The organism is Azospirillum sp. VT-I1 (genome assembly GCF_055698305.1).
The window spans coordinates 327,718-345,876 of record NZ_CP168805.1; the positions used below are offsets into that span (position 1 = coordinate 327,718).

At 68.0% G+C, this 18,159-nt stretch carries 15 protein-coding genes, 3 tRNA genes and 1 pseudogene; 7 read left to right on the forward strand and 12 right to left on the reverse strand.

The window, feature by feature from the left end:
• Positions 1–11: 11 nt before the first annotated feature.
• Positions 12–749: a protocatechuate 3,4-dioxygenase subunit beta gene (gene pcaH, locus AB8P05_RS27215; protein ID WP_472761212.1), complete on the forward strand. Its 738-nt coding sequence runs from the start codon at positions 12–14 to the stop codon at positions 747–749.
• Positions 750–754: 5 nt separating this feature from the next.
• Complete coding sequence (gene pcaG / locus AB8P05_RS27220) at positions 755–1,312, forward strand: protocatechuate 3,4-dioxygenase subunit alpha (protein ID WP_472761213.1); 558 nt, start codon at positions 755–757, stop codon at positions 1,310–1,312.
• A 155-nt stretch (positions 1,313–1,467) separates the two neighbouring features.
• Here pcaG and AB8P05_RS27225 read toward each other — a convergent pair whose 3' ends face one another.
• The 5 genes from AB8P05_RS27225 to AB8P05_RS27245 all read right to left on the reverse strand — a co-directional run bounded on the left by AB8P05_RS27225 (position 1,468) and on the right by AB8P05_RS27245 (position 7,417).
• Positions 1,468–3,531 (reverse strand): methyl-accepting chemotaxis protein, encoded by a 2,064-nt coding sequence (locus AB8P05_RS27225; RefSeq protein ID WP_472761214.1) that lies wholly within the window; start codon positions 3,529–3,531, stop codon positions 1,468–1,470.
• 341 nt (positions 3,532–3,872) lie between these two features.
• Positions 3,873–4,892, reverse strand: coding sequence for a TRAP transporter substrate-binding protein (locus AB8P05_RS27230; RefSeq protein WP_472761215.1), 1,020 nt, complete (start codon positions 4,890–4,892; stop codon positions 3,873–3,875).
• Between the two features lie 50 nt (positions 4,893–4,942).
• Positions 4,943–6,220, reverse strand: coding sequence for a TRAP transporter large permease (locus AB8P05_RS27235; RefSeq protein WP_472761216.1), 1,278 nt, complete (start codon positions 6,218–6,220; stop codon positions 4,943–4,945).
• Between the two features lie 34 nt (positions 6,221–6,254).
• Entirely contained in the window at positions 6,255–6,830 is a 576-nt protein-coding gene (locus AB8P05_RS27240) for a TRAP transporter small permease (RefSeq protein WP_472761217.1), read from the reverse strand.
• Entirely contained in the window at positions 6,827–7,417 is a 591-nt protein-coding gene (locus AB8P05_RS27245) for a gluconokinase (protein ID WP_472761218.1), read from the reverse strand. The genes AB8P05_RS27240 and AB8P05_RS27245 overlap by 4 nt, the downstream gene beginning before the upstream one ends.
• A 347-nt stretch (positions 7,418–7,764) precedes the next feature.
• Here AB8P05_RS27245 and gntR point away from each other — a divergent pair, with 347 nt between their 5' ends.
• The gene (gene gntR, locus AB8P05_RS27250) at positions 7,765–8,829 is read left to right on the forward strand and encodes an HTH-type transcriptional regulator GntR (protein WP_472761219.1); all 1,065 of its coding nucleotides are present in this window, start codon (positions 7,765–7,767) and stop codon (positions 8,827–8,829) included.
• A gap of 37 nt (positions 8,830–8,866) precedes the next feature.
• Here gntR and AB8P05_RS27255 read toward each other — a convergent pair whose 3' ends face one another.
• Positions 8,867–10,915: a methyl-accepting chemotaxis protein gene (locus AB8P05_RS27255; RefSeq protein ID WP_472761220.1), complete on the reverse strand. Its 2,049-nt coding sequence runs from the start codon at positions 10,913–10,915 to the stop codon at positions 8,867–8,869.
• Between the two features lie 236 nt (positions 10,916–11,151).
• Positions 11,152–11,940 (reverse strand): SDR family NAD(P)-dependent oxidoreductase, encoded by a 789-nt coding sequence (locus AB8P05_RS27260; protein ID WP_472761221.1) that lies wholly within the window; start codon positions 11,938–11,940, stop codon positions 11,152–11,154.
• A 347-nt stretch (positions 11,941–12,287) separates the two neighbouring features.
• On the opposite strand from AB8P05_RS27260, the gene AB8P05_RS27265 reads away from it, so the two are divergent.
• Both AB8P05_RS27265 and AB8P05_RS27270 read left to right on the forward strand, forming a co-directional pair.
• On the forward strand, positions 12,288–12,680 hold the full coding sequence (locus tag AB8P05_RS27265; protein WP_472761222.1) for a hypothetical protein: 393 nt from the start codon (positions 12,288–12,290) through the stop codon (positions 12,678–12,680).
• A gap of 162 nt (positions 12,681–12,842) precedes the next feature.
• Complete coding sequence (locus AB8P05_RS27270) at positions 12,843–14,066, forward strand: THUMP domain-containing class I SAM-dependent RNA methyltransferase (RefSeq protein ID WP_472761223.1); 1,224 nt, start codon at positions 12,843–12,845, stop codon at positions 14,064–14,066.
• Positions 14,067–14,223: 157 nt separating this feature from the next.
• Here AB8P05_RS27270 and AB8P05_RS27275 read toward each other — a convergent pair.
• From AB8P05_RS27275 to AB8P05_RS27295, 5 genes are all read right to left on the reverse strand, one after another.
• Positions 14,224–14,299, reverse strand: a tRNA-Glu gene (locus tag AB8P05_RS27275).
• Positions 14,300–14,343: 44 nt separating this feature from the next.
• A tRNA-Glu gene (locus AB8P05_RS27280) sits at positions 14,344–14,419 on the reverse strand.
• Positions 14,420–14,486: 67 nt separating this feature from the next.
• A tRNA-Glu gene (locus AB8P05_RS27285) sits at positions 14,487–14,562 on the reverse strand.
• 43 nt (positions 14,563–14,605) lie between these two features.
• Positions 14,606–15,640, reverse strand: a complete 1,035-nt coding sequence (locus AB8P05_RS27290) for a threonine aldolase family protein (protein ID WP_472761224.1) — start codon at positions 15,638–15,640, stop codon at positions 14,606–14,608.
• 18 nt (positions 15,641–15,658) lie between these two features.
• Entirely contained in the window at positions 15,659–15,985 is a 327-nt protein-coding gene (locus AB8P05_RS27295) for a hypothetical protein (protein WP_472761225.1), read from the reverse strand.
• Between the two features lie 76 nt (positions 15,986–16,061).
• On the opposite strand from AB8P05_RS27295, the pseudogene AB8P05_RS27300 reads away from it, so the two are divergent.
• Together AB8P05_RS27300 and rpoH are read left to right on the forward strand one after the other, a co-directional pair.
• Positions 16,062–17,101, forward strand: a pseudogene (locus tag AB8P05_RS27300) (RluA family pseudouridine synthase).
• 161 nt (positions 17,102–17,262) lie between these two features.
• Positions 17,263–18,153: an RNA polymerase sigma factor RpoH gene (gene rpoH, locus AB8P05_RS27305; protein ID WP_472761226.1), complete on the forward strand. Its 891-nt coding sequence runs from the start codon at positions 17,263–17,265 to the stop codon at positions 18,151–18,153.
• Positions 18,154–18,159: the final 6 nt, after the last annotated feature.

Sequence of the window (18,159 nt, forward strand, 5' to 3'; positions counted from 1 at the left end):
GGACACCCGAGATGGACACAGCCGTGCAAGAGGTGGAAGGCGATTCCGATTCCCGCGACTTCGGCCCCCGCGACTGGGCGCAGCACCCGCCCTACCTGTCGCCGCTCTACAAGTCGACGGTTCTGCGCTCGCCGTCCAAGCCGCTGATCCCGATGAAGCAGTGCCTGTCGGTGCGCACCGGCCCGGTCTTCGGCCATGACAGCGTCGATCCGCTGGACGGCGACCTGACGAAGAACGGCCGCGTCAACGGCGAGCCGATCGGCGAGCGCATCGTCGTCACCGGCCGCGTGCTGGACGAGAACGGCCGGCCGGTGCCGCACACGCTGCTGGAGATCTGGCAGGCCAACGCCTGCGGCCGCTACGTCCACCGCTGGGACCAGCATGACGCGCCGCTCGACCCCAACTTCTTCGGGGCCGGCCGCTGCATCACCGACGCCGAGGGCCGCTACCGCTTCACCACGATCAAGCCCGGCGCCTATCCCTGGGGCAACCACCACAATGCCTGGCGCCCGGCCCACATCCATTTCTCGCTGTTTGGGCCGTCCTTCCTGACCCGGCTGGTCACCCAGATGTATTTCCCGGGCGACCCGCTGCTGCCGCTCGACCCTATCTACAACGGGGTGCCGGAGGGCGCGCGTGAACTGCTGGTCTCCCGCTTCTCCATCGACGTGACGGAGCCGGTGTGGGCGCTCGGCTATGAGTTCGACATCGTCCTGCGCGGACGCCAGGCCACGCCGATGGAGGGCTGACCGCCATGACCCAAATGCTGAAACAGACCCCGTCCCAGACCGTCGGCCCCTATTTCGCCTATGCCTGGACCCCGGAACTCTACGGCCGCCGCCCGCTGGCGACCAACCGGCTGGCGACCCGCGACATGGCCGGCGAGCACATCCGCATCGAAGGCGTGGTTTACGACGGCGAGGGCGCGCCGATCCGCGACTGCGTGGTGGAGATCTGGCAGGCCGGCGCCGACGGCCGGCACGCCCCCGGCGCCGCCGGCTTCGGCCGCTGCGGCACCGACGACGCGGGCCGTTATTTTTTCGATACGGTGAAGCCCGGCGCCTGCGACCCCGGCCACGCCCCGCACATCGCGGTGACGGTGTTCGCCCGCGGCATGCTGAGCCACGCCTTCACCCGCCTGCACTTCTCCGACGAGGCGGTAGCGAACGAGGCTGACCCGGTTCTGGCGAGCGTCCCCGCCGACCGCCGCGACACCCTGATCGCGAAACGCGCCGAGCTGCCGGGCGGCGTGGTCTACCGCTTCGACATCCGTCTGCAGGGCGAGGGGGAGACGGTGTTTTTCGATTGTTGAGGGTGGGGTGTCGTCGGCTTCGATTGCCCCCACCCCATCCCTCCCCCGCTGGGCGGGGAGGGGGTAAGTGCTTGTTCGGGAAGGCAGCGGCAGTCCCTCCCCGCCCAGCGGGGGAGGATAGGTGGGGGCATCGTCAGCCGACACCCCCACACTCCTCACCCCTCCCGGATCGTCGCCACGAAGCGCTGCACCTCGCTGCGCAGCTGGGCCGACTGGTGCGACAGGGTGTCGGCGGCCGCGCGGGCCTGGGCGGCCATGCTGCCGGTCTCGCCGGCGGCGCGGGTGACGCCGTCGATGTTGGTCGACACCTCCCGCGTGCCGGCGGCGGCCTGCTGGACGTTGCGGCTGATCTCGCGGGTCGCCGCCCCCTGCTCCTCCGCCGCGGCGGCGACGGCGGTGACCGTCTCGCTGATGCCGAGGATGGTGCGGCCGATGGCCTGGATGGCGCCGACGGCGCTGCCGCTGACCGCCTGAATCTCGGCGATTTGGGCGGCGATCTCCTCGGTCGCCTTGGCGGTCTGGCTGGCGAGGTTCTTCACCTCCTGCGCCACGACGGCGAAGCCCTTGCCCGCCTCGCCCGCCCGCGCCGCCTCGATGGTGGCGTTGAGCGCCAGCAGGTTGGTCTGGCCGGCGATGGACTGGATCAGGTTCACCACGTCGCCGATCTTCTGCGCCGCTTCGGCCAGACCGGCGACGGTGCCGTTGGTCTTCTCGACCTCGCCCACCGCATCGTTCGCCATGCGGGACGAGGCGGCGATGCGCTGGTTGATCTCCTCGATGGAGTGGGCCAGCTCCTCCGCGGCGGCGGCCACCGTCTGCACGTTGCTGCTGGCGACGTCGGCGGCGCTGGCGACGGCCGCGGCCTGGGCGTTGGTCTGCTCGGCGATGGCCGACAGCCCTTCCGAATCGGTGCGGATCAGTTCGGCCTGCTGGGCCACGTTGGCGACCACGCCGCCGACCGTGCCTTCGAACCGGTCGGCCATCCGGGCCAGTTCCTGCTTGCGCTGTTCGGCGGCGCGCTGCTCGTCCAGGCGGCGCTGCTCCTCCATCTCGGCGACGCGGCCGGCATTCTCCTTGAACAGCTGGAGCGCCTTGTTGATGGCGCCGATCTCGTCGGCGCGGTCGCGGTCGGTGACCTCCACGTCGCGCCGGCCGGCGGTCAGCGCCTGGATGGTGACAATGATCCGCCGCAGCGGCTGGCCGATCACCATGCGGCTGGTCAGCCACAGCGCCAGCAGAAGCCCGGCGCTCAGCAGAACCGCGCCCACGGCGATGAAGGTGCTCAGTTCCTGCTTCGGCACTTCGATCTTGTTGATCGGCAGGTTGACCAGGATCGACCAGGGCGTGCCGGTGCTGCCGACGACGACCGGGACGAACAGCTGCTTCACCTCGGTCTTCAGGCTCGCCGACACCGAGAAGTGGGCAAAGGTCCTGCCCTCGCGGATGGCGGGCAGGGCATCCTTGAGACGCTGGTTGGTCTCCAGGATCGGCTTGCCCAGGTGATCGGGGTTGCTGTAGGCCGCCCAAGCCCCGCCGTTGGAGATCAGGAAGACCGATCCGGTCTCGAACGGCTTGGCCACCTTCAGCTCGTTCCAGATCTCGTCGTTGGCGATGTCCACGCCGGCAACGCCGATGAACTTGCCGTCCTCCATGATCGGCACGGCAAGCGACACCATCAGCACGTTCTTGCCGGCGACGAGATAGGTGTATGGTTCGACGATGACTTCGCGCTTCGTACGCTTGGGTTCGTTGTAATAGAACCCGTCCGGACCGGTAGTTTCGTAATTGGACAGCGGCTGGTAGTTGATCTTGTCTCCGACCCGGTTCCAATAGGGTATGAAACGCCCGGTAGAATCGCCGGTGGGGGCGTTGACGAAATCCTTGTCTCTTCCATCGAGCGCGTTGGGCTCCATGCCCACCCAGACGCCAAGCAATTTGGGATTGGCGACCAGCAGGCTTTTGAGCCACTCGCTCAACTTGTCGCGGTCGACGACACCCTGCTGCTTCATCGCGAGCAGAGTGGTGCCCATGAAGCGGCTGATGTTCATGGCCTCGTTCAGCCGCCGTTCGACGACGGCGGCGTGATACCTGCCAAGTTCCTCTCCGACCCTGAAGGACAGGTCATCGGTATCCGCCCCGCTTTTGACGGAGATCACGACCGACCCGGCACCCAGCCCGATCATCAGGACCAGACCGATCGCCAGCACCAGTTTGGTCACCAAAGGCAACTTCTTGAACATCGACTCCCCCGCGACACATCCGTATGAAGGCACGACACCCCCACCGACTGTCCCGCGGGTCGGTTAAATTCGAGTAAATTGCCGTATAAGGTATGCGCTTATCCCAAGTAGATTGCGAGCCATTCTCAAAGTTTAGAGCAGTCCGCTCAATTTCTCATTTTATGGCTCATACTTCAGGACCCGCACCGCGCCCTGTATGAACGCAAACAACCGGTGCTGCACAATGCCGCAGTTCTTACGCTCCGGAAGACGAAAGGGGCGGACCGGTTTCCCGGTCCGCCCCTTCTTCACTCAGACCTGCCCGACCTGCGTCGCCGCGGTTACTTCCGGGCGGCGGCGATGGCGGCCTGGATCTCCTTCAGGACCTCGGCACCGCCGTCGGCGGCGTACTTGTCGAAGGCGGGCTTGACCATCTCGCGCATGCGGTCCAGCTCGGCCGGGCTCAGCTCATTGATCTGCATGCCCTTTTCCTTCAGGTACGCGATGCTCTGGGCCGAGGCCTCGCGGCTGTCCTTGCGCTCGAACTCGCGCGAGGCGACGGCGGCCTCGTTCAGGATCTTCTTCTCGTCGGCCGACAGGCCGTCGTACCAGCGCTTGCTGGCCAGCACGATCCACGGGCTGTAGACGTGGCGGGAGATGGTCAGGAACTTCTGGACTTCATAGAACTTGGACGACTGGATGGTCGTGACCGGGTTCTCCTGGCCGTCGACCGTGCCGGTCTCCAGCGCGGTGAACAGTTCGGAGAAGGCCAACGGCACCGCGTTGGCGCCGAAGCGGTTGAACATGTCGATGTAGACGGGGTTCTGCATCACGCGCAGCTTGATGCCGCCCATGTCTTCAAGCTTGGTGATCGGCCGCTTGCTGTTGGTCAGGTTGCGGAAGCCGTTCTCCCAATAGACCAGCCCGACCAGCCCCTTGTCGTTCAGCGACTTCAGCAGCTTCTCGCCGAAGGGGCCGTCCAGCACGGCGTCGGCTTCCCGTTCGTTGTTGAACAGGAAGGGCAGGTCATAGACGCCGAAATCCTTGACGATGCCGACGAGGGTGGCGGTGGAACCCACCATCATCTCCTGCGCGCCGCCGATCAGGGCGTTCTGCATCTGGATGTCGTTGCCCAGGCTGGCGTCGCCGAAGCCCTTCATCTTGAACTTGCCGCCGCTGCGCTTGGACAGTTCCTCGGCGAAATACTTCACCGCGCGGCCCTGGTTGCTGCTTTCCGACAGGCCGTAGCCGAAGCGGATGATGCGGGTCTTCACCTCCTGGGCGGAAGCGCTGGTGACGGCGGCGACCGGGGCGAGCAGGGCGGCAGCGATGCCGGTGGCGAGAAGCAGTCTGCGGAACATGGTGTCGGTCTTCCTTCCTTGGGCGTTTCGTTGTGGTTGGCGTTCAGGCGTCAATGGAAGAAGTGCAGCGGTGCGGTGACGATCTCCGGCACGGCGATCAGCAGGCCCACCAGGACGATGTAGGTCAGCAGGAAGGGCCAGATGCCCTTGGTGGCGCTTTCCAGCGAGATGCGGGCGACGCCGCACACCACGTTCAGCACCGTGCAGACCGGCGGATGGATCAGGCCCAGCGTGCCGATCAGGACGAACATCACGCCGAAATAGGTCGGGTCGATGCCGGCCTTGATCGCCAGCGGGGTCAGGACGGGGCCCAGCACCAGGATGGTCGGCGTCAGGTCCATCACCGTGCCGACGGCCAGCAGCAGGACGGCGATGGCGAGCATCAGCAGCTTCGGGTGCTCCATCAGCGGGGCCAGCAGCTCCGTCATCTGCTGCGGCAGGTCGGCCAGCGTCACCATGTAGGACGACACCAGTGCCGCGGCACACAGGAACATCACGGTGCTGGTGGTGCGCGCCGCCTGGACCAGCAGCGGGACCAGCTGCGGCAGCGTGACCTGCCGGTAGACGAACAGCGCGACGAACAGCGAATAGACGGCGGCGACCACCGCTGCCTCGGTCGGCGTGAAGATGCCGCCGCGCAGGCCGCCGATGATGATGACCGGCAGGGCCAGCGCCCAGACGCCGTCGCCCAGCGCCTTCAGCCGCTCCCGCCCGCTCGCCTTCGGCTGCAGCTTCACCGTCATGTCGCGGACGACGAACATCCAGGTGAAGACCAGCCCCAGGCCCATCAGCAGGCCGGGCACGATGCCGCCCATGAACAGCGAACTGATCGAGGTGTTGGTGGTCACGCCGAAGATGATGAAGGGCATGCTGGGCGGGATGATCGGGGCGATGATGCCGCCCGACGCGATCAGGCCGGCCGAGCGCGGCACCGGATAGCCGTGGTCGCGCATCATCGGGATCAGCAGCGTGGCGAGTGCGGCGGTGTCGGCGATGGCCGAGCCGGACAGGCTCGCCAGCATCACCGAGGCGCCGATGGTCACGAACCCCAGCCCGCCCTTGATGTGGCCGACCAGGCTGACCGCCAGGTTGATGATGCGCTGGGAAATGCCGCCGGCGTTCATCAGCTCGCCGGCCAGGATGAAGAAGGGCACCGCCATCAGCGGGTAGTTGTCGGCGCCGCTCAGCATGTTCTGGGCGACCAGTTGGGCGTCGAAGAAGTCCAGGTGGAACATCAGCGCGACGCCGGTCAGCATCAGCGCGAAGGCGATGGGCATGCCGAGCAGCATGAAGCCGAACAGCGAGCCCAGGAAAATGGTGAGGGTCATGGCGGAATCTCCGTCCGCAGGAGGTCGTCTGGGCTCAGTGCTTGGCGACGGCGGCGCTGCCGTGCGGGGCCGGGGGCGCCACGGCGGGACCGTGCGACTCCGGATGGTCCAGCATGGTATCGGGATCGCCGGGAACGCGGGCGCCCGGCTGGTTGGTGACGATCCGCACCAGGTTGGCCAGCACGATCAGCGCCATGGCGATGGCCGGGAAGAAGCCCGCCGCGGCGTAGAAGGCCATGGGGAAGCGCAGGACGGTGGAGAAGGTCTCCATCCCGATCAGCAGCTGGATCCAGCTGCCCTGCACGAACAACCACAGGGCATAGAGCATCATCAGGTGCGCGATCACCGCGCAGGCGCGGCGGACCTTGGCCGGCAGGCGGCTCTGCACGATCTCCAGCCCCAGATGCCGCTGGTGCCGCAGCGCGACGGTGGCGCCCAGGAACACCAGCCAGACGAACATCAGCCGCGCGATCTCCTCCGCCGCGACGATGCCGCTGTTGAAGATGTAGCGCAGGACGACGTTGCCGAAGACAAGACCGACCATGATCGCCAGCATCAGCGCCATGATCCATTCGGTGATCCGCTCCAGCAGATCCGCCACGCGTTTCATTCGGTCCTCCCAGTATTTTCCCCGCCGGTCAGGCGGGCGCAGGCGTCGGCGACGATGGCGTCCGCCGGCAGCGTCACCTCATAGGACAGCACCGCCTCGTCGTCGGCGGGCATCTCAAGGTCGGCGAACTGGCTGTCGACCAGGGCGGTGGGCATGAAATGGGCTGTCCGCGCCCCCATGCGAGAGGCGATCAGCGCCTTGTCGCCGTGCAGATGCAGGAAGACGACCCGCTCGCAGTCGCCGCGCAGCCGGTCGCGGTAGCGCCGCTTCAGCGCCGAACAGGCGACCACCAGCCCACGCCCCTCGCGATGCGCCTCGGCGATGAAGCCGGCCAGCGTGCCGAGCCAGCCGTCGCGGTCGGCGTCGGTCAGCGGGATGCCGGACGACATCTTCGCGATGTTGGCGGGCGGGTGGTGGGCGTCGCCCTCGATGAAGGCATGGCCCAGCGCCGCGGCAAGGCCCTGGCCGACGCTGGACTTGCCGCAGCCGGCGACACCCATCACCACGACGATCGGCGATGCGGCGGACAGGCTGTCCGGCGGGCGCGCGCCGGTGCCGGGAGACGGCGCGATGGAGGGACCGTTCATGTGCCAGTGTTCCCGATTGCCGGTGCAAGGCGGCATCCGCGACCTTCCCGGTCACGGCGGCCCCGCACTACAAAAAGATGTTAGCGCTATCATGTCCGGACCAAAGGCGCATCCGCGGCCCTATGGCCCGAATGCACGGATGACGCCGAGACGAGATGGCGATATTGTTAGCGCTAACCTTGACGCGCGTAAAGAGTTTTGTTTGAGTTGCGTACCAACAGGTTGGCAGGAGCCGCGGGTTGCAGGCAGCGCTTGCCCGCCATGCTACACAACGGTAATCAGCGGTCCAGCGTGGCGCATCGTCGCGCCGGCCCCTGATTGGCCATCAGAAGGAAGGACGGAGCCCTGTGACGACGCATGGCGGTGATCGGCCTGCATCCCCGACGGTCAGAACGCGCAAGCCGCGTTCCTCGCGCACCGGGCGGGCGACGATGGCGGACGTGGCGGAACGGGTGGGCGTCAGTGCCATCACCGTGTCGCGCGCCTTCAAGCGGCCGGAGCTGGTCGGGCCGGATCTTCGCCAGCGCATCCTCGACACCGCCCAGTCGATGGGCTACGTGCCGAACCAGGCGGCCAGTGCGCTGGCCTCGGCGCGGTCGATGACGGTGGCCGTGCTGATCCCGTCGATGACCAACATGGTGTTTGTGGAGACGCTGGCCGGCATCCACGACATGCTGCTGCCGCGCGGCTACCGCGCCCTGATCGGCGTCACCCACTATTCGCCGGAGGAGGAGGAGCGGTTGATCCGCACCTACCTGCAGTTCCAGCCCGACGGCATCCTGCTGACCGGCACCGACCATACCCAGGTTGCCCGCACCTATCTGTCGGCGCTGAGCAGCCCGACCGTGCACATGATGGAACTGCTGGACGATCCCGACAGCCTCAGCGTCGGCTGTTCGCAGGAGGAGGGCGGCCGGCTGATGACCACCCACCTGCTGGAGCGCGGCTACCGCCGGATCGGCTTCGTCGCGGTTCAGCTCGACCCCCGCACGCTGTCCCGCCTGGACGGCTACCGCCACGCGCTGGAGGAGGCCGGGCTGTATGACGAGAAGCGGGTGTGGCGCCTGCCCGACCCGTCCTCCATCCATCTGGGTGCTGCGATGATCGACCGGCTGATGGCCGAGAACAGCGATTGCGACGCCGTCTTCTTCTGCAACGACGATCTGGCGCAGGGCGCGCTGTTCCAGTGCCAGCGCCGCGGCATCCGGGTGCCGGACCAGCTCGCCATCGCCGGCTTCAACGACCTTCCGGCGTCGGCCTGGACCACCCCGACCCTGACCACCATCGCCACGCCCCGCTATGCCATCGGCCGCCACGCCGCCGCCATGCTGCTGGACCTGATGGACGGCAAGGAGCCGCCGCGGCGCCGCGTCGACCTGGGCCTGACCTTCATCGCGCGGGAGAGCACCTGAGCAGGGGCCGCGCGCGGGCCCCTGCCCCGGTGGCGGCCTACGCCGCCCGCACCGTGGCGATGAAGGTCCCGACCTCCCGGCGCAGCCGCTCGGCCTCGCTGGCCAGTTCCTGCGAGGTGCCGCGGACGCGGCCGGCGGCGTCGCCGGTCTCGTGAACGGCGGTGCTGACACCGGCGATGTTGCTCGACACCTCTTCGGTGCCCTGGGCGGCCTGGGTGACGCTGCTGGCGATCTCCCGGGTGGCGGCGGCCTGCTCCTCGATGGCGGCGGCGATGGCGGTGGTGATCTCGCTCATGCGGCCGATGGTCCGGCCGATGCCGCCGATCGCCTTCTGGGCGCCGCCGGTCGTCTGCTGGATCTCCTGCACCTTGGCCTGGATCTCGTCGGTCGCCCGCGCGGTCTGGGTGGCCAGCGCCTTCACCTCGCTCGCCACGACCGCGAAACCCTTGCCGGCCTCGCCGGCCCGCGCCGCCTCGATGGTGGCGTTGAGCGCCAGCAGGTTGGTCTGGGCGGCGATGCCGCTGATCAGTTCCACCACCGCGCCGATCTGCTCGGCGGCGGTCACCAGTTCGCGCATGGTGCGGTCGGCGCCGTCGGCGTCGGCCACCGCCTGGGTGGCGATGCGGGTGGAGTTCTCCACCTGCTGGCCGATCTCGGCGATGGAGGCCGACAGCTCCTCCGTCGCGGTGGCGACGGTCTGCACGTTGGCCGACGCCTGTTCCGACGCGCTGGCGACCAGCAGCGAGCGCTCGCTCGCCTCCTGCGCGGTGGCGGTCAGCGCGGTGGCGGCGTCGCGCATGCCGGTTGCGGCGTTGGCGACGGTGTCGACGATGCCCTTCACCGTGCTTTCGAAGGTATCGGCCATCTGCAGCATGGTCTGGCGGCGGTGTTCGGCGGCCTTGCGCTCGCTCTCCTCCTGCGCCTTGCGCATCCGCTCCATCTCCAGCGCGTTGGTCTTGAAGACATCGAGCGAGCGGGCGAGCGCGCCGATCTCGTCCCGGCGGCCGGCGTCGGTGACGGCGACGCTCAGGTCGCCCTGGGCCAGCCGCCCCATCGCCTTGGTGATGGCGCCCAGCGGCCGGGTGATGGCGCGCGAGATCGCCCAGGCCAGCAGCAGGCCCAGCAGAACCGCCACGACCGTCACCGCGGTGCCGCGCGACTCGGCCGCCGCGACCTCGGTGGCGGCGGTGCGTTCCAACTGCGTCAGGAAGCTGGCGGATTGCTCGCGGATCAGGCCGATCTTGTCGTTGATCTGCTTGCCGGCCTTCCCCAGAGTTTCGCTGTTCAGCGACTGCAGCTGCTCGCTCAGCGCCGCAATGCGTTCGATCCCGGCGCCATAGGCCGGAAGCTTGGAGAGGGCCTGGGACAGCTTGGTCTTCACCGCTCCCTCGGCCATCCCGCTGCGCAGCGCCTCGGCCTTCGCCGTCACCTCGGCCAGATCCTTGCGGATGCGGACCAGATCCTCTGCCTTGGTCTCCGACACGAAGCGGGCGACCAGCACACGGACCAGCAGGAACTGCTCGCTGACCTCGGCGGCCTTCACCGTGCGGTCCAGGTCGCCGCCATCCCTTTCCGCCTTGACGGTGTCGCTCAGCGTGCGACGGATGTCGGCGCCCATCGTGTTAACCACCGACGCCACGATGGAATCGCGCTCCGTCCGCGCGGCGACCAGCTTTTCGAAGCCGCCGGCCAGAGCCTGCTGCAGGGTGGCGATCTCCTGCGCCGCTTGTCGGTCGGCGTCCTTGGTCATCCGCGTGGTGGCGGCCTCCACCTTCTTTCGGAACTTCTCCAAATCCGAGCGGAAGCGGTCGGCCACCGCGGCTGACCCGGTGGAGAGGAACTCCTCGGCCCCGCCCAGGGCGTCGGAAATGTGCGTGTCGGCCTCCGCCACCGTCATGGCGACATGCGACTGGGCGGCATAGCGGCGGAGCGCATCGTCGCTCGACTGCAGGCCGGTCCAGGACACCGCCCCGAGCCCGACCAGAAGAGCCAGCGTGACGCCGAACCCGGTGTAGATCTTGGTCGCCGTATGCAGGTTGGCAAAGGCTCCGGCTTTGGTGGGCTGGCTCTGGCTGGTGGCGTTCATGATGGTGACCCCGGCTTCCACTGGCGATGGAGCGGTCTTTGGTTAGGCCGCTGATTGGTCAGTCACGTTACAAGAACAATGCCAAAGGACCATTAACGGCCGGGTTGCTTTTCTACCCTACGAAATCCCCCTAAGCGCCGGCTCTGCCGTCTGCGACCTTCGCAGTTTGCGAAAACTCCTGATATTGCTTTGCAATTTGCATGTCTCATCGCTTCGCGACTGCGAAGTTCATGCCTTTAGTTATAGAACTGCCCTCCATTCACTTCGATCACCTGCCCGGTGATGTAGCCGGCCAACCGGTTGGAGGCCAGGAACAGGTAGGCGCCGACGCAATCCTGCGCCGTGCCCAGCCGTTTCAGCGGGATGCGCGCCGCCGTCTGGGTCAATTTGTCCGGGGTCGAGTAGCGCTGGTGGAAGTCGGTGTCGATGGTGCCGGGGGACACGGCGTTGACGCGGATGCCGTACGGCGCCAGCTCCGTCGCCAGCGAGCGGGCGAGGCCGGCCTGGAAGGCCTTGGCCGCGCTGTAGAGCGACGACCCCGCGCTGCCCCCGGTCCGTCCGGAGATGGAGCCGGTGTTGACGATGGCGCCCTTCGACGCGATCAGCGCCGGCAGCGCCGTCCGGCTGGCGACGACGGCGGAGGCGGCGTTCAGGTCGAACTGCCGCTGCAGGAAGTCGTCGTCGATCTCGCCCAGCGCCACCCGGCCCAGCATGGTGCCGGCATTGTTCACCAGCACGTCCAGCCCGCCAAGCCGGTCCACCGCGCTTTCCACCACCCGGCGGACCTCCGCCTTGTCGGCGAAGTCGCCGGCCAGCGGGATCACCCCCGCCTCCATCCCCGCCGCCGCAGCCTCCAGCGCCGCCCCGTCGCGGCCATGGATGGCGACGCGGGCGCCGAGCTGGGCGAACGCCGCCGCCACCGCAGCACCGATGCCGCGGCTGCTGCCGGTCACCAGAACCCGCTTGCCGCGGAATTCCTGCGCCAGCAGGTCGGCGGGCCAATCGGCAAAATCGGTCGCGGTCATGAACGCGTGCTCCCCTGGTGGCAGGCCGCCCCGTCCCATGTTCGGAATCGAAAGACGGCCTGATTGTTCGTGTTCCAATCCGATCATAGGGGGCGGCGCTTCCCCCGTCAATCCGGGGTCCGGCGGCTGGTCCAGCGATAGGGGGGCGATTGTTGTTTCCAGGCGAATAGTGTTGTCGGAACTGCTGGATTTATCCGGCGGCGGCAGACGGTTAACTCTGTGTTCACGGCCGACGCTCCCCGGCGCCGACCGGACATCAACCTCCAGCCCCGCCCCGCGCCCGGTGACGAATCCCCCGTCGCCGGGCGCATCCCCCGGCAGGGCAGTCTTCGCATAAGGACATCGTCATGTTCACGCAGAAGTTCGCCACCGTTGCCGTCGCCGCCACTCTATCGCTGTCGGCCCTGACCTTTGCCGCCGGTTCGGCGAATGCCGCGCAGGATGCCGGTTTCGATAGCCTGCTGGCCTCCACCTCCGCCGCCGTCGCCCAGGCCGATGCCCTGACCGCCGAGCGCACCGAGCGCGACGCCGCCCGCACCGCCCTGTCGGTCGCCCGTTCGCTCGCCGCCCAGGGCGACGCCAAGGGTGCCAGCGCCTACCTGAACTTCGCCCGCGCCAAGCTCGGCCTCGGCAGCACGGTTCAGGACAGCGTCGTCGGCCTGTCCGCCTCGGGCGACTCCGCCGTCCGCAGCGATGCCGTCCGCGGCAACGCCATCGCCTCGCACAGCTCCTACCGGTAACCCTTTACCGGTAACGCGTACCTGACTTTCCGAATCTGCCGCGGACGTCCGCCGCACAGCCTCAGCGGCGGCGCCGCGCGGCGATCGGGCCCCTCATCCGCTCTTCCGCCCTTTCGCTAGAATCCTGTCGAAGACGGCCGGCCTTCGGGCTATGTAGGCGGGATGAACACCGATCCAGACCACACCGGCCAAGACCACGCCGGCCAAGAGTTCGAGATTTTCCTGGTGGCCGCCCCCGGCCTGGAATCCGTGCTGTGCGCGGAGGCCGCCGACCGCGGCTTCGCGAACCCCAGCGCGGTGAAGGGCGGCGTGACGGTCACCGGCGGCTGGCCGGAGGTCTGGCGGGCCAACCTGGAACTGCGCGGCGCCACCCGCGTGCTGGCACGCATCGCCTCCTTCCGCGCCTTCCATCTGGCGCAGCTGGACAAGCGGGCACGCCGCGTCCCCTGGGCGCAAATCCTGCGCGCCGACGTGCCGGTGCGGGTCGAGGCCTCCTGCAAGGGCTCGCGCATCTACCACGCCGGCGCCGCCGCCCAGCGCATCGAACGCGCCATCGCCGAGGAGCTGGGCGCCCCCATCGTCAAGGCCGCCCCCAAGCCGACCGGCAAGAAGGCCGCCAAGGATATGGAGGCAGAGGCGGAGGACACCCGCCCCCTGGAGATCGCCGTCCAGATCAAGGCGCGCATCGACGACGACCTCTGCACCATCAGCGTCGACAGTTCCGGCGAGTCGCTGCACAAGCGCGGCCACAAGGAGGCGGTCAACAAGGCGCCGATGCGCGAGACGCTGGCCGCCCTGTTCCTGCGCCAGTGCGGCTTTGACGGGCGCGAGCCTGTCCCCGTGGTGGATCCCATGTGCGGCTCCGGCACCTTCGTGATCGAGGCGGCCGAGATCGCCGCCGGCCTGAAGCCCGGCCGCTCCCGCAGCTTCGCCTTCGAACAGCTCGCCAACTTCGATCCCGCCGTCTGGCGGAGCCTGCGCGGCGACGGCACGGCCACCGCGCCCGCCGTCCGCTTTTACGGCAGCGACCGCGACGCCGGCGCCGTCGCCATGAGCCGCGCCAACGCCGAGCGCGCCGGCGTCTCCGCCTGGACCGACTTCGCCCACCACGCCATCAGCGACCTGACTCCGCCGGAGGGTCCCCCCGGCCTCGTCATCGTCAACCCGCCCTACGGCGCCCGCATCGGCGAGGGCAAGTCCCTGATCCCGCTCTACCACGCCATGGGCCAGACCCTGAAGACGCGCTTCGCCGGCTGGCGGGTGGGCATCGTCACCAACGAAGCCGCTTTGGCGAAGGCGACGGAGCTTCCCTTTATGGAAGGTGGGGTGTCGGTGTCGAACGGGGGGATCAGGGTGACGCTGTATCGGACGGGGGTGTTGGGATAGCCTCCCCCTCTCGGTTTCATCCCGGCGAAGGCGCCCAGGCAGGCACGCCCATGACCACCCCGAATACGCCCTTCAAATATCAACAGCCGTACGGACAAAAGCAAAAAGCCTCGCGAATCTGCGAGACTACAGCTTTCCGAAGTAAATCTGGTGAAAATGGCGTCCCCGACGGGAGTCGAACCCGTGTCGCCGCCGTGAAAGGGCGGTGTCCTAGGCCTCTAGACGACGGGGACGTTGACTTTCAAACACGCTCCAAAAAACGCATCCAACCGGTGGATGGCGTCCCCTAGGGGATTCGAACCCCTGTTACCGCCGTGAGAGGGCGGTGTCCTAGGCCTCTAGACGAAGGGGACGTCTGGTCCCGATGTATGCAGCGGCGGTGGAGGCTGCCACCGGCCGCTCGACCCAACCTTGGAAGGTTGGCGTCCCCTAGGGGATTCGAACCCCTGTTACCGCCGTGAGAGGGCGGTGTCCTAGGCCTCTAGACGAAGGGGACGTCATCGGCGTGGGCGGCTTTCTATCGAAGGCCGGACCGCCGATCAAGCCTTTTCTTGGAGTTGGCGCAAAATACCCAGCAACCCGTCAACCGCCGCCGCCGGCGTGTCGAACGCCGTCACGAAGCGCGCCGTGCCGTCGTCCCAACGATAGAAGCCGTAGCCGGCCGCTTCCAGCGCCTCGGCATACGCCGCCGGCAGGCGGACGAACAGCTCGTTGGCCTCCACCGGGTGGGCCAGCTCGACGCCGGGAAGCGACGTCAGGCCGGCGGCCAGACGGTCGGCCATGGCGTTGGCGTGGGCGGCGAGGGTCAGCCACAGATCGTCCGTCAGCCAGGCGTCGAGCTGCGCCGACAGGAAGCGCATCTTCGACACCAGATGGCCGCCGCGCTTGCGGCCGAAGCCGAAATCCTCGGCCATCGCCGGGTTGAAGAACACCACCGCCTCGGCGGCGAGGCAGCCGCCCTTGGTGCCGCCCAGCGTCAGCACGTCGACCCCGGCCCGCCACGTCACGTCGGCGGGGGCGCAGCCCAGCCGGGCGATGGCGTTGGCGAAGCGGGCGCCGTCCATATGCACGGCCATGCCGTTGGAATGGGCGGCCTCGACCAGCGCCTCGACCTCCGCCGGGGTATAGACGGTGCCGGCCTCCGTCGCCTGGGTCAGGCTGAGGGCGGCGGGCTGGACGCGGTGGACGACGCCGACGCCGGCCCGGGCGATGTGGCGCGACACCGCATCGGGCGTCAGCTTGCCATGCTCGCCGGCCAGCGGGACCAGCTTGGCGCCGCTGGTGAAGAATTCCGGCGCGCCGCACTCGTCGATGGCGATGTGCGCCTCGTCATGGCACAGCACGGCGCCATAGGGCGGCACCAGCGCCGACAGCGCCAGCGAGTTGGCCGCCGTGCCGGTGGCGACGGGGAAGACCGCGACCTCGGTCTCGAAGATCGCGCACAGCCGCTCGGTCACCCGCGCGGTCCAGGGATCGTTGCCGTAGGGCGACGCGGTGCCGGACGACGATGCTGCCAGCGCCGTCATCACCTGCGGGGCGGCGCCGGCGACGTTGTCGCTGCGGAAGTCATACATGATCGGGACCCTTGTTCTTCAGGGAGCAGCTTTACCGGCGGTGATGGTGGCGGTGACGGCGCCGTTGCGCGGGTCCATCAGATAGAGGCGGTCCGGCCCCTGCGGCAGGGTCACCTTGAACAGGACGCGGTTGCCCACCACCACGATCTCGCCGATGCGGGAACCGGCCGGGACGTCCAGCGTCACCTCGGCGGCGGTCTCGGCCGGAACGGGCGCGGGCGCGATGGCGGTCAGGGAGGCGCGGTTGGGGTCCGACATCCGCTTGTACAGCTCCACCCCCAGAAAGGTGAAGCCGGCGACGATCAGAACGCCCATGATGACGACGAGTGCCTTGAGGATCTGCACGGTTTGGGGTCCACTCCCGGACGATTGAAACAGGACGCGACACGCACGCCCGATGGCCGCCAAAACACCCGCCGAAATGCCAGACGACATGTCCGACGAGTTCTTCGATCCGGAGGACGGCGGTTCGCCCGCCGGAACCGCCGGGCCGCTGGCCTACACGGTTCCCGACGAGGCGGCCGGCCAACGGCTGGACAAGGCGCTGGCCGCCGGTCTGCCGGACCTGTCGCGGTCGCGCGTGCAGGCCCTGCTGGAGCAGGGCTGCGTGCGCGGCGACGGGCGGACGATAACGGACCCGTCCCTGAGGGTCAAACCCGGCCAGACCTTCGAGGTGGAGGTGCCGGGGGCGGAGGCCGCCGAACCGGTGGCGCAGGACATCCCGCTCGACGTGGTGTACGAGGACGCCGACGTGCTGGTGATCGACAAGCCGGCCGGCCTCGTCGTGCATCCCGCCGCCGGCAACCCCGACGGCACGCTGGTCAACGCCCTGCTCGCCCATTGCGGCGACAGCCTGTCCGGCATCGGCGGGGTGCGGCGGCCGGGCATCGTCCACCGGCTGGACAAGGACACCAGCGGCCTGATGGTGGTCGCCAAGAACGACCGCGCCCATCACGGCCTGTCCGAGCAATTCTCCGACCGCACGCTCAGCCGCACCTATCTGGCGCTGGTCTGGGGCGTGCCCAACCCGACGCAGGGACGGATCGAGGGCAACATCGGCCGCAGCAGCGCCGACCGAAAGAAGATGGCGGTGGTGACCGGCGGCGGGAAGCACGCCGCCACCAAGTACCGCGTGGTGAAGAGCTTCGGCATGGCGGCCTCGCTGGTGGAATGCGTGCTGGAGACCGGGCGCACCCACCAGATCCGCGTCCACCTGACCCACATCGGCCACCCGCTGGTCGGCGACCCGCTCTATGGCCGCGGGCGGTCGGGACGGCCGGGGGCAAATTCGCCTCGCTGCTGCCGGAACCGGTGCGGGGCAGTCTTGTTGGATTTCCGCGTCAGGCGCTGCATGCCGCGGCCCTGACCTTCCGTCATCCGGTCAATGGCGAGATTGTGACGTTCCGCTCCCCAATCCCGGCGGATATTCATGAACTAATTGTCACCTTGGAGACGGTTTAAAACGGTACACCGGGAAATCTTTCTTGGTTAGACTCCCGGTCAATGGCGAGGTTCCGCCGCCCGCTCATTGTGAGGGGCCTTTGGAACCCGCGCTGAAGAACGGCAGTGTGCGCATGAATTCATGTCTGCGCCCACCGGCCGTCAAAGAGGGGTTTAGAACCATGGCGACGGCGTCCAACCTTCCGGCGATCGGGTCCGAAAGCAATCTGTCCCGCTATCTCCAGGAGATCCGCAAGTTCCCGATGCTGGAGCCGGAGCGGGAATACATGCTGGCCAAGCGGTGGCAGCAGCATGAGGATTCCGGCGCCGCCCACCAGCTCGTCACCAGCCACCTGCGGCTGGTCGCCAAGATCGCCATGGGCTACCGCGGCTACGGCCTGCCTCTGTCGGAACTGATCTCCGAAGGCAATGTCGGCATGATGCAGGCGGTCAAGCGCTTCGATCCCGACCGCGGTTTCCGGCTGGCGACCTACGCCATGTGGTGGATTCGCGCGGCGATCCAGGAATACATCCTGCACAGCTGGTCGCTGGTGAAGATGGGCACCACCGCCGCCCAGAAGAAGCTGTTCTTCAACCTGCGCCGGCTGAAGGGCCAGATGCAGGCCATCGAGGAGGGCGACCTGTCGCCCGAGCAGGTCCACGCCATCGCCACCAAGCTGGACGTGCCGGAACAGGACGTCGTCAACATGAACCGGCGCCTCGCCAGCCCCGACCATTCGCTGAACGCGCCCCTGCGGGCGGAGAGCGAGGGCGAATGGCAGGATTTCTTGGTCGACGAGACCGCCAGCCAGGAAATCACGCTGGCCGATCGCGAGGAGCTGGGCAAGCGCCGCAAGCTGCTGGCCAATGCCATGACCGCGCTGAACGAGCGCGAACGCGACATCCTGACCGAACGCCGCCTGCGCGAGACGCCGACGACGCTGGAGGACCTGTCGCAGAAATACGGCATCAGCCGCGAGCGCGTCCGCCAGATCGAGGTCCGCGCCTTCGAAAAGCTGCAGAAGGCGATCAAGACCGCCGCGGTGGAACAGAAGATGGAGACGGAGGCGTAAGGGGAA